Origin of the sequence: Photorhabdus hindustanensis (assembly GCF_002968995.1) — a bacterium.
Lineage (GTDB): Bacteria > Pseudomonadota > Gammaproteobacteria > Enterobacterales > Enterobacteriaceae > Photorhabdus > Photorhabdus akhurstii.
In genome coordinates this window covers 1-10,534 of sequence record NZ_PUWT01000006.1, presented here as the reverse complement: position 1 = coordinate 10,534, position 10,534 = coordinate 1, and the positions used below count along the sequence as shown (strand labels likewise).

The window sequence follows — 10,534 nt, the reverse complement described above, 5'->3', positions numbered from 1 at the left end:
CATGATGAAGAATCACCACCTTGCCCGCGCTATCGGGGATGCGGGCTGGCATGGCTTCATCAAGAAACTGGAATACAAAGCCGCAGCGGCAGGCGTCCATCTGGTCAAACTGGATCAGTGGTTCGCCAGTTCGAAAACCTGCCATTGCTGCGGTCACAAAATGCTGGAAATGCCGCTGCGTAAGCGGCTCTGGCAATGCCCTTTCTGTCGAGTCGAACATGACCGCGATATCAATGCGGCGTTCAACATCCAGCGCAAGGGCATAACAGAATTACAGGCGGCGGGACTCGTCGTCTCTGCCCACGGAGGCCAGCGTAAATCCGTCATAAAGACGGTGGCGGCCTGAGAAGTGGGAAGCCTCGCCGTTTTTACGGCGGGGAGTAGTCACAGAAATAGATCCGGTCTTACGTTGAAGCGCTTGGAAAGCGCTTTAATATGCGCAATCGTTAATGAGCGCTTACCAGATAGAATCTGGCTGACAAGTGATTTGGAGCCAATTTCTTCTTTCAGGTCTGAGTAAGAGAGCCTGTATTGATCCATCAACACACGCAGCGCTGCTACACCGGTTGGTATGTCATCCACTGCTTTATTAAATGCAGCAAAGCGTTCATTGTTGTTTTCATACTCAGCGATTTTAGTGGCTAGAAAGTCAATCAGTGGATTTTCATCATCGTGCTCAATGAGGTAATCCACCATTGCCAGCGCGTCATTATAGGCATCCTCGGAAGTGCAGCTCCCTAAGAAGGGAACAGCGGCTACCAGTACCTTTGTGGCTTCAAGTGCTTTGGTAGGTTCTGCAATCATTCTTTCGTCTCCCGATACTGCTTAGTTAATTTGTTATATTCTGCATGAGTGGCTATGTGATTGACATATAGGCGTTTATTAACGAAATTTATATAGGCGATCATTCGTAAGTTTTGCCCACCTATGTCTATTACCCACCATTTGTCTCTGTACTTGAAATTATCAAGACTGGGGAACTGACTTCGTAATTCCACAGGGTTCTCAAAATCTTTTTCTTTTAACTGCTTATACGTTGCAATAATTGCATCTGCATCATTTGGGAAATCGCGAGCAGCTTTCTCAAATGGATCTTTGGAAATAACGTGCATGTCACTCACTCAGTTTACATCATGTAAACACTATAGCGTCATCATTTTCCGTTTACAAAATGTAAACAACAAAAACAAAGACGTCGCCGCAGAACGACAATCAACTATTGGAAAATACTATAGAGATGATAGTAATCCGATCTTTGACGCTATAGATAAACTCGTTCATTCTTTATCCATCCGCTTTCTTATCGATCACGATGGAGTGAAGACATGCAGGATATTATTGAAGGCTTTTTACAATTTCAGCGTGAGGTATTCCCAAAACGCTGTGAGCTTTTCAAGCGGCTTGCCACCAGCCAAAATCCACGTACTTTGTTTATTGCGTGCTCCGATAGCCGCATGGTTCCAGAGCTTCTGACCCAACGTGAGCCAGGTGATCTGTTCGTGATACGCAATGCGGGTAACATCGTTCCGTCGTACGGCGCAGAATCTGGCGGTGTTTCCGCTACCGTTGAGTATGCGGTCGCTGTGCTTGGAGTCACCGATATAGTGATCTGCGGACATTCAGATTGTGGCGCCATGACCACAATTGCAACCTGTAAATGTATGGATCACCTGCCCGCGATTACAAGTTGGTTGCGCCATGCAGATTCTGCGAAAGCGATTAATCAGGCACGTGCGCACGTTAGTGAGATTGCTCGACTTGATTCGATGGCGCGTGAAAACGTAATCGCTCAAATTGCTAATATCAAGACCCACCCGTCCGTAGCGCTCGGGCTGAAACAGGGACACTTGAATCTACATGGTTGGATTTACGACATAGAGTCTGGCTCGATCGATGCTCTAGACGGCTTGGTCGGCCAATTTGTTTCGCTTGCGGACTATCCGCATGTTTCTGCAACGTAATTCGTGTCTTACCACGGTATTTAAATAGCTTATTAATCCAAAGGAATCATTATGACACAATCTCAATACTCCCAAACTCCCCGTCAGGCCCTGACCGATGTTATCATCGACGCCAAAACACACAAAAATTTGACATTTGAAGATATCGCACAAGGAACCGGTCTGAGTCTCGCATTCGTCACCGCAGCACTGCTCGGCCAACATCCTTTGCCCGCCGATGCTGCGAGGATTGTGGTTGACCGACTTGAACTTGACGAAGATGCTTTCCTTCTGCTGCAAACTATCCCTGTACGCGGTAGTATCCCCGGAGGTGTGCCGACAGATCCGACTATTTACCGATTCTATGAAATGGTGCAAGTTTACGGTTCAACGCTTAAGGCGCTTGTCCACGAGAAGTTTGGTGATGGCATTATCAGTGCGATTGACTTTAAACTTGATATCAAAAAGGTCGATGATCCTAATGGCGGTTCACGCGCTGTAATTACGCTAGATGGGAAGTATTTGCCGACTAAGCCATTCTAAAGTCATTGTAATTGCTGGCATCGGCAAGAGGTTTGAATTTGAGAGACAAACCTCCTGCCGTTTCAAATTAAAGTTTATTAACTAGCCACTTCGGTTTTTGTATAAAACGTATAGGGAGTGGGATCAAAATTGCCGTTTTTCTCCCTGAATGAATGAGCAAAATCAGGCCATACTAATGTTAGGCGCTTATTGCGGGAATCACGGTACCAGCTTGTACAATTATCTCCAACCCATACCGTACCATTAATCTGCTTTTGTAATTCAGCTAAATAACGATCTTGAGCTTCGGGAGAAACCTCAAGTATGTAATTGTTATTTTTCCTGCTGTATTCAATCGCGCCGAGAATGTACTCTATTTGAGATTCAATCATGTAAATAATTGAGTTATGAGTAAGCGTCGCATTTGGCCCGTTGATAATAAACAGGTTTGGAAAACCAGTCACTGTGGTTGACGCAAAAGCTTCCATGCCTTGGGACCAGTGATCAGCAAGGCTGAGACCATCACGGCCATGAACCAGGCGAGTATAAGGTGGTTGGGTGGTTTGAAAACCAGTACAAAAGATCAGCACGTCAAGCGGATAACTGTTGCCGGCTACTGAGACTACATTTTGTCCATCTACGCGCTGCAAGGCTGATGCTTCGAGTTTAACGTTATCCCGAAGAAGAGCGGGATAATAGCTGTTTGCAATCAAAATCCTTTTGCAACCAGGCTCATAACTCGGAGTGAGTTTTGCGCGTAACTCTGGATCGGGAATTTGCTGTTCAAGGTGATCTAAGGCTATATGTTTTAATATTGCAACATATTGCGGAATAGAACGGCGAGCTGGATACAGCGATTCAAAGTGCCAGAATATATCTGAACGAACTGCACGAATAGACTTTGGATCGCGTCGGAAAGTCTGTTTTTCAATATCAGAATAACTTCGGTCAGGACGTGGAATGATATAGGATGCATTTCGCTGGAAGATAACGAGTCCAGAGACACTTTTAGCCACTTCAGGGACTAGCTGAGTTGCTGAAGCACCTGATCCGATGATGCCTACTCGCTTACCTTGCAGAGAGATATGGTGTTTCCAGCGGGCTGAATGAAAAATTTCCCCGGTAAAGCTGCTCAGACCTTCGATTTGTGGCAGATTTTCATCTGTTAAATGCCCGGTGCCTGCTATCAAGAATTGCCCACTGAAAACTCCCTTGGCGGTGATAACTATCCAGCGCTCTTTTTGGTTGTCCCAGTAGGCTTTTTCAACGTTGGCGCCAAAACGAATATGAGGCAATAATCCTTCATCCTTGGCTGTGGCTTGAAGATAGGCATATATCTCATGACCGGGCGAAAAAACGTGAGACCAGTCAGGGTTAGGACGAAATGAGTAAGAGTAAAGATGTGAAGGTATGTCGCAGGCTACGCCAGGATAAGTGTTATCGCGCCAGGTGCCTCCTACATCATCTGCACGTTCGAGAATAAGAAAATTTTGCTGAGCTTGCCGCTTAAGCTGAACTCCCATACCAAGGCCGGCAAAGCCGGAGCCGATAATAATAATCTCTGTATCTGTGACCTGTGATATATCTATGTCTGGTGTACTCTTATTCATCATAGTTCTCCAGAGGATCAACGGAATTATGGCAACTCTGAAGGGATTATAGTTCCGGCAGGATAAAACGAAGGGTTCGCGCAGAATTGGTCAATAACCTGCATCAACTGCGCAGGACGTTCATAAATGACCGCATGTCCACACTCTATCTCTGTAAAGCGTGCATCCTGAATTGCGCCAAACAGAGCTTTGCTGTGGCGGATGGGCGTCATTTGATCATGCGTACAGCCAATAATCAGCGTTGTGGCTTTTATCGTAGGAACAATTTGAGTGATATCAACCCGGCCATTAAGGCCCATTTGTAACGCTTCAAATTCCCCTGGTATGGCATTTTCGAAGCTGATTGCAAACTGATCTGGGTACATATTCACATGACTGGCGCCGCTGAAAGCGCAAAACATCACAAAGTCTGCAATAGCAGGTGATTGGATCTCATATAACTGATGCCAGACAGATAAAAATCGTTCTAACTGTAAATCTGTTTTCATCCATCCTGCGATCAGAACCAAATTACCAACCAGGTCAGGACGTTTAGCGGCAACAGAAGCAGTAACGACAGCTCCCAGAGAGTAACCTATCAATGTGACAGTCTCTCCCAACGCTGCTGCCTCAATAACGGCTTCGACCTGCTTTTCAAGATGTTCAAGGGTAAGCGTTTCGTTTGCTTTTACTGGTTGAGAAAAATCCAGGGATATAACTCTATTTTCCGTGGCAAGCAGTTGAAAGAGATAACCGAAATGTATCTCTGTGCTGCCGCCAGTGCCATGTACCAAGACGATAGGATTTCTATTGGCGTTATTCTTAATTGGATCGAGAGGTTGGGATGTGAAGAACTTTACCTCTTTTCCATCTACGTTGATGACACTTTCGTTGATATTAAATTTTTGCTCGGATTTATTCATGGTAATTAAATATCTCCTGATAGATATAGGTTATAAGGAGACCAAATATAGATAATTAAACAATTATCTTGTTGGTTGCTTAGTTAAATTAATAACTAAGTATAGAGTTATTGTCAAATTATAAAACTAAAATAGTGTCGTGATTGAATATTTCTATTATTATAAATCCCAATATTAGGTCTTATTTATTGTATTTTTGCGATATTGCAGGCAGAAAAAATAAGTTGAAATCTATTAATTAAGCTATGAATATTTCTGGAGGTAATGCTATAAATATCAATGCATTATAATCAATATGTTTGGGGTTGTATTATTGATTTCTTATTTCACATTGACAGATTTTCATCCTCATACCATAGTGATTACATCACTTTTTTTATGTGATTGCATTGTTAAATAATTTTATTTATCTATTTCTTGGATGTTATTGATTGATAATTTATATAGTTAAGAGTTATCAGTAATACACCAGAAATCATTTTCCTAAATATTTTATAAAGTATTTTTCGCTCTGACAGCATTCTGCTATAACGCCTGACTTGGTTTATACAATTCATCAGCGTGTGTAGTCTGCTCTAGAGAGATAAAATTGAATGACATCATCGGATATTTAACACACCTGTTCAGGAGATGAAAAATGTCTACTCGAATCGTGAATGAACAACATCAACAATATGCGATAGCTGAAGGTGAAAAACGTGCCATACGCACAATTAAGCTATTTATTGCTCTGGGCTTTATCGCAGAGGCTGGATTTCTTTTAATGGGGCTTATTTTGTTTCCCGATAATGGCCCCTTGGTATGGCGTCTCGTATGGGCGCTTGGTTTATGCGGTATTGGTATGGGAGCTGCCGTTGGGGGATTGACTTACTTAGTTTCATCTCGTTTGACCCCCGGAAGTACCGGAGCTTATATCATGACCGCAGTGAGTAGTACTTTGCTGTTTAGTGTTTGCCAGACGCTTTGCTGGGGATTGGACCATAACGTTGGGCTGAATTACTGGGGTTCAATAGACATGCCGTTGTTGTTCCTTATTAAAGGATACACTGCTGCACTGATTGCAGGCATTCTGGGCAGCTTCCTGCTTAACTCTGTGAAAGGTGCAAGATTCCTTGCTTATCTTAAGGTGTTTTAGTGAATAAAAAGTCGAGTTTGCCCAATAGCTTTGCCATTTCCGTATTCCTGGCTGTGCTGGCTGCATGCCTGAATCTTATATTGTGGCGCGCTGATATTCTGGAAATGGCGCACAATACTGCGCTGAAAGGGTTAATGGCTATTTGGTATATATTAGGATGGGGTTTTGCTCCGGGTTGCCTGACCGCGCTTGCCATCAATTCAATCAGGGGAAGATTACCTCAGGGAGTGGGGGCGGTGACTGCAACGCTCATCAGCTTTCTACTGGTTACAGGGATTTGCGGTTTGGTTTATGCTTACCTGACAAACTCCGTTTTTATGCAAATTGCTATGGGAGGCGAAGCTCATCATCACCTGACCGCAAACAACGGGACTATTCTGGGTTTTATTATGCAACTGCTACCCAGTTTGTGTGCAATTGTTATCTCAATCATAAATGCATTTTCGATAAAAATGGGAAAGGCGGTTTAGGTTATAAGATCTGAATAAATTCTTGGTGGCTAAACTGCTATTATTATGTTGACAGTTTATTACTTGTGAATTAGCTTCCAAAGCGTAGCTAGTCGACGGTTCTTCTCCCATCTTGTCATGGTGCTCAGTTTACCGACATAAAGCGAAAGATATTCGGCCCCAGTTTTGCGAATACAAAATTGGGGCTATCCCCACCAATACAGCTTTACAGTAAGCTTTTTAAGTCCGCTGGCGTCGATTCTTCTACCGTCTGATATTATTGGATTTATTCCTCCAATTACCCTGGTTTTTCGTTACAGTCGGGCCTTTAAGCCCAAGGGAAAAGTTTTGATTGACGTGTAAGAACGTCAGAAATTGGCAAATAGACGGAAAGGAAACCAACAAATAGACGCTATCGAAACCAGCATTTGGACGATGTGATAGCCAGCAAATAGACGCTGTACAAACCAGCATTTGGACGATAGCATAGCTAACAAATAGACGGAGCAATTTAAGCTTCATTCTCTACATTGAACATAAAAGAACAACCTTGAATAACACACTACACCCAAGATACATAGCACCACAGCTCAAGGCAGCATTGGCTGATACACCAGTGGTGTGTCTGCTTGGTCCTCGCCAAGTCGGCAAAACAACGTTGGCGAAATCTCTAGAGCCTAGGCGGGCTTACCTAACTTTCGATGACAGTACTTTGCTTAACACAGCTAAAGCCGATCCCACCGGATTTGTACAAAGCTTGCCAGAACGTGTCACACTGGATGAAGTACAGCGTGTGCCGGAGATCTTACCTGCCTTAAAAGCAACTATAGACATTCATCGTCAACCGGGACGGTTCATACTAACCGGTTCAGCTAATTTGCTGTTGCTGCCTGGAGTACAGGAATCATTGGCAGGTCGTGTCGAGGTGATCTATTTACAGCCACTTTCTGAACAAGAAAAGCAGCATAGTCCAACATCGCTACTCGAACAGCTGATCACGAACAAAATCTCTCCTTCAATCAAAGGGGAACAAATCCTCATTGAAGGTGTAGTCGAAGCTGTAGTACAAGGCGGTTATCCAGAGCCGAATACGCGCAGTGAGGCGCGAGCACGTCAGTGGCATAAGCAGTACCTCAACGCCATTATTCAACGTGATGTAAAAGACATTGCAGCGATTCGAGATGAAGATGAATTACTGCGACTTATCAAGACTCTTGCACTGCGTACTGGTAACTTATTGAACATCAGTGGATTGGCGAAAGATCTGGGTCTTCAGCGAGAAACCGTGGATAAATACATCACCATTCTAGAGCGCTTGTTCTTAGTGAGGCGCTTACCGGCCTGGCATAAAAACCAAGCCAAGCGTTTAATAAAAGCCCCTAAAGTTCATGTGGTGGATTCGGGTCTGACTTGTGCTTTAAATAATCTGAGAGTCGACGATTGGCATAACCTTAGTAATGATTTTGGTGCAGTACTTGAAAGCTTTGTGGTGCAACAATTGATTTGCCAAGCGGGCTGGAGTGAACATGAACTGTACTTCTCCCACTATCGTGATAAAGATCAGGTTGAGGTTGATCTGGTTATTGAAGATGGTCGAAAAATTTGGGGGGTTGAAGTTAAAAAAGCGGCTAGCATACAGCCGAAAGACGGTATGGGATTGGCTAGATTAGCTTCACTGGTTGATGGGGATTGGCAGGGTGGCATCTTACTTTACACCGGTAATAATTGCTTACCAATTAGCCACATACCGAACACATTTGCGGTACCAATGAATGCGCTTTGGGGACATTGATATCCACCACGTCCTAAAGGACGTGGCAGACCGCTGACAAACCTCGTTGAAAATAACGAGGCTTGTTCCTTTCATTAGGAATCATAATGCCATCCATTTTCCTCATTAAACCGGTTTAATTGTCCGACAAGGCGTTATTTTCGCTTCTCCTGCAATGAAAGGCTCGCTCTCCAGAGATAAAAACAACAAAGCATCGTGACCAACAATGCTATCTTCTTGATATTTTGGGTTGTTGCCACCAGCAGACACTGGATCTGAACTTTCAGTAACCCACGGAAACGGGTATAGCGGTACCCATGATGCTGCTTCGCATCCGCAAAACTACGTTCTATCGTCTACTCGGCCTCTACCCTCTGAGAAGCATGTTGTTGGAAAACGTTACATACAGAGGATAGAGCGAACCAATCTCACCTTACGGACACAGTTAAAGAGGTTAGCGAGAAAAACGATTGGCTTTTCCAAATTAGAATCTATGCACGAAAAAGTGATTGGTACGTTTATCGAAAGAGAGTATTGCTATTGAATCAACTAGTTGGAGAAATAATTCATTTGTATAGCAATATAACGCATTGCATTCAGTTTGACTAATTAAGGATGCACTGCTTTACTTGATTACATTCGGTATATACCTGTGCACATTGAAACTGCTTGATTTTCCCCCAAATGAGGTTCATGGTATCAGTCATGAAAATATTCATTACCGATGAGCAAAAAGCCGAACTTGAACACCTCCATAACACCTGCCGTGATAAGAGAGAGTGATCGCATCAAAGCAGTCCTGCTGGCCTCTGAGGGCTGGAGTTCAGTGATGATCGCTCAGGCCCTGCGTCTTATGAAACGACCGTTAATCGTCATATCAGCGATTACCTTAATCACTGCAAACTGAAGCACTGAAGCTCGAAAATGGCGGCTCTCAGAGGCCATATCAGCGAAACACAGACTCAGGAACTTATTGCTTATCTGACAGCGAATCTTTTGCCCACCACACAGGCGGTTATCCGTCTTGTCAAAGAAGGGTGGGATATCAGTTACATTGTTCCCGGCATGAATAAATGGCTGCACCACATGGATTCAGTGATAAAAAACCGACCAGCATGCCACACAGGTTCAATGCGGAACAGCAATGGGCCCATCCTGTTCATTGATGGCGTCCATCCCACGCAGGGGACGAAACTGGCTTATGGCTGGTGCGCAAAGGCCAGAAAACTGCGGTGAAAACCACGGGAAGCTGTACCCGTCTGAACCTGATGGACGCCCTGAATCTGGCCGATATCAGTGTTGCCAATGGCATTGTTGAGGTATTTGGCGTCAACCGGGATGAGATCTATATCGTTGTCGATCAGGTGCATCCTGACCATTTATTCGTAAGAGGGCAGCTATGGAACCAGTAGATACAACTGTATTCACCCTACACCCGATTGGCTGGGTGAGAAATGAGAGAACGACCACTCAAGACGATTTCTGGGGCAGCGTGATCTCAACCATCACGCTCGATAGCAACCAGTTCACCCCGGCAGCGACGCAAGGTTTGAGTGAGTTTTCTCACTTGATAATCGTGTTTGCGATGCACAAAGTTCCTGCTGAAAAAATCGTCACCGGTGCAAGGCACCCGCGGGGTCAGACGGAGCTGCCGCTAGTCGGCATCTTCGGGCAACGGGCCAAAGCGCGCCCCAATCGTCTGGGGGTGTCTTGCTGTGAACTGCTGGTCTGTGATGGGCTGACCTTAACCGTCAAAGCCCTTGATGCCATTGATGGCACACCGGTGATCGACATCAAACCCTACATGAAAGCCTTTGAGCCACAAACAGAAACACGTGAGCCCGCATGGATATCGGCCATTATGGCACAGTACTATGACTAACGAGTGATTCATGCCCTGAATCATCACTGACATTCGAGGAGCATCATCATGACGCGCATGGCCTATCCGACTGTTTTAGAAACATTGTTACACAACAATCCAGAACTCAATATTCCGGTCCACGAGTACAATATCAATGTGACCTCAAATCACGGGGATATTCTCAGTGATGCAGACACCTTTCAGGCCTATGATTAAGAATCACCATATAGCTCGCGCTATCGGGGATGCGGGCTAGCATGGCTTCATCAAGAAACTGGAATACAAAGCGCAGCGGCGGGCGTCCATCTGGTCAAACTGGATCAGTGGTTCGCCAGTCGAAA

The 10,534-nt window shown here is 44.6% G+C and carries 13 protein-coding genes and 3 pseudogenes; 11 read left to right on the top strand and 5 right to left on the bottom strand.

What is annotated here, in order from left to right; translation table 11 throughout:
* The coding region (locus C6H66_RS02915) for an RNA-guided endonuclease InsQ/TnpB family protein (protein ID WP_105394766.1) at window positions 1–346 on the top strand (346 nt) is incomplete at its 5' end.
* 38 nt (window positions 347–384) lie between these two features.
* Here the strand turns inward: C6H66_RS02915 and C6H66_RS02910 are convergent.
* Window positions 385–804, bottom strand: coding sequence for a helix-turn-helix domain-containing protein (locus tag C6H66_RS02910; RefSeq protein ID WP_046397624.1), 420 nt, complete (start codon window positions 802–804; stop codon window positions 385–387).
* Entirely contained in the window at window positions 801–1,112 is a 312-nt protein-coding gene (locus tag C6H66_RS02905; RefSeq protein WP_105394765.1) for a type II toxin-antitoxin system HigB family toxin, read from the bottom strand. Before C6H66_RS02905 ends, C6H66_RS02910 begins: the two co-directional genes overlap by 4 nt.
* Window positions 1,113–1,325: 213 nt before the next feature.
* On the opposite strand from C6H66_RS02905, the gene C6H66_RS02900 reads away from it, so the two are divergent.
* Entirely contained in the window at window positions 1,326–1,961 is a 636-nt protein-coding gene (locus C6H66_RS02900; protein WP_105394764.1) for a carbonic anhydrase, read from the top strand.
* Between the two features lie 51 nt (window positions 1,962–2,012).
* Window positions 2,013–2,483 (top strand): cyanase, encoded by a 471-nt coding sequence (cynS, locus tag C6H66_RS02895; protein WP_036812599.1) that lies wholly within the window; start codon window positions 2,013–2,015, stop codon window positions 2,481–2,483.
* 77 nt (window positions 2,484–2,560) lie between these two features.
* Here cynS and C6H66_RS02890 read toward each other — a convergent pair whose 3' ends face one another.
* Window positions 2,561–4,075: a flavin-containing monooxygenase gene (locus C6H66_RS02890; protein ID WP_248000596.1), complete on the bottom strand. Its 1,515-nt coding sequence runs from the start codon at window positions 4,073–4,075 to the stop codon at window positions 2,561–2,563.
* A gap of 23 nt (window positions 4,076–4,098) precedes the next feature.
* Complete coding sequence (locus C6H66_RS02885) at window positions 4,099–4,974, bottom strand: alpha/beta fold hydrolase (protein WP_105394762.1); 876 nt, start codon at window positions 4,972–4,974, stop codon at window positions 4,099–4,101.
* A gap of 637 nt (window positions 4,975–5,611) precedes the next feature.
* Here C6H66_RS02885 and C6H66_RS02880 point away from each other — a divergent pair.
* The 3 genes from C6H66_RS02880 to C6H66_RS02870 all read left to right on the top strand — a co-directional run bounded on the left by C6H66_RS02880 (window position 5,612) and on the right by C6H66_RS02870 (window position 8,350).
* A complete protein-coding gene (locus C6H66_RS02880) occupies window positions 5,612–6,109 on the top strand; it encodes a hypothetical protein (protein WP_036812604.1) in 498 nt (165 codons plus the stop codon).
* Window positions 6,109–6,579 carry a hypothetical protein gene (locus C6H66_RS02875; RefSeq protein WP_105394761.1) on the top strand — a complete coding sequence of 157 codons (471 nt, stop codon included), beginning with the start codon at window positions 6,109–6,111 and terminating at the stop codon, window positions 6,577–6,579. Before C6H66_RS02880 ends, C6H66_RS02875 begins: the two co-directional genes overlap by 1 nt.
* A 529-nt stretch (window positions 6,580–7,108) precedes the next feature.
* Complete coding sequence (locus tag C6H66_RS02870; protein WP_105394760.1) at window positions 7,109–8,350, top strand: ATP-binding protein; 1,242 nt, start codon at window positions 7,109–7,111, stop codon at window positions 8,348–8,350.
* A gap of 134 nt (window positions 8,351–8,484) precedes the next feature.
* Here C6H66_RS02870 and C6H66_RS02865 read toward each other — a convergent pair.
* A pseudogene (locus tag C6H66_RS02865) lies at window positions 8,485–8,685 on the bottom strand (transposase); the annotation flags it as partial.
* 11 nt (window positions 8,686–8,696) lie between these two features.
* Between C6H66_RS02865 and C6H66_RS02860 the strand changes: the two are divergent.
* The 5 genes and pseudogenes from C6H66_RS02860 to C6H66_RS25785 form a co-directional block, all read left to right on the top strand.
* Window positions 8,697–8,873: pseudogene (locus C6H66_RS02860) on the top strand (IS1 family transposase); the annotation flags it as partial.
* A 161-nt stretch (window positions 8,874–9,034) separates the two neighbouring features.
* Window positions 9,035–9,615 (top strand): annotated as a pseudogene (locus C6H66_RS02855) (winged helix-turn-helix domain-containing protein); the annotation flags it as partial.
* Complete coding sequence (locus C6H66_RS27570) at window positions 9,598–9,741, top strand: tautomerase family protein (RefSeq protein WP_422615624.1); 144 nt, start codon at window positions 9,598–9,600, stop codon at window positions 9,739–9,741. The pseudogene C6H66_RS02855 and the gene C6H66_RS27570, both read left to right, overlap by 18 nt.
* A complete protein-coding gene (locus tag C6H66_RS02850) occupies window positions 9,729–10,211 on the top strand; it encodes an SAM-dependent methyltransferase (protein ID WP_046397631.1) in 483 nt (160 codons plus the stop codon). The genes C6H66_RS27570 and C6H66_RS02850 overlap by 13 nt, the downstream gene beginning before the upstream one ends.
* A gap of 48 nt (window positions 10,212–10,259) precedes the next feature.
* Window positions 10,260–10,409: a hypothetical protein gene (locus C6H66_RS25785; protein ID WP_160297049.1), complete on the top strand. Its 150-nt coding sequence runs from the start codon at window positions 10,260–10,262 to the stop codon at window positions 10,407–10,409.
* The last annotated feature ends 125 nt before the right edge of the window (window positions 10,410–10,534 follow it).

What these genes read in the sequence shown, in the direction of transcription:
- C6H66_RS02900 (WP_105394764.1), top strand. Translation starts at nt 1,326, where the DNA reads ATGCAGGATATTATTGAAGGCTTTTTACAATTTCAGCGTGAGGTATTC.
- C6H66_RS02890 (WP_248000596.1), bottom strand. Translation starts at nt 4,075, where the DNA reads ATGATGAATAAGAGTACACCAGACATAGATATATCACAGGTCACAGAT.
- C6H66_RS02905 (WP_105394765.1), bottom strand. Translation starts at nt 1,112, where the DNA reads ATGCACGTTATTTCCAAAGATCCATTTGAGAAAGCTGCTCGCGATTTC.
- C6H66_RS25785 (WP_160297049.1), top strand. Translation starts at nt 10,260, where the DNA reads ATGACGCGCATGGCCTATCCGACTGTTTTAGAAACATTGTTACACAAC.
- C6H66_RS02885 (WP_105394762.1), bottom strand. Translation starts at nt 4,974, where the DNA reads ATGAATAAATCCGAGCAAAAATTTAATATCAACGAAAGTGTCATCAAC.
- C6H66_RS27570 (WP_422615624.1), top strand. Translation starts at nt 9,598, where the DNA reads ATGGACGCCCTGAATCTGGCCGATATCAGTGTTGCCAATGGCATTGTT.
- C6H66_RS02850 (WP_046397631.1), top strand. Translation starts at nt 9,729, where the DNA reads ATGGAACCAGTAGATACAACTGTATTCACCCTACACCCGATTGGCTGG.
- cynS (WP_036812599.1), top strand. Translation starts at nt 2,013, where the DNA reads ATGACACAATCTCAATACTCCCAAACTCCCCGTCAGGCCCTGACCGAT.
- C6H66_RS02880 (WP_036812604.1), top strand. Translation starts at nt 5,612, where the DNA reads ATGTCTACTCGAATCGTGAATGAACAACATCAACAATATGCGATAGCT.
- C6H66_RS02910 (WP_046397624.1), bottom strand. Translation starts at nt 804, where the DNA reads ATGATTGCAGAACCTACCAAAGCACTTGAAGCCACAAAGGTACTGGTA.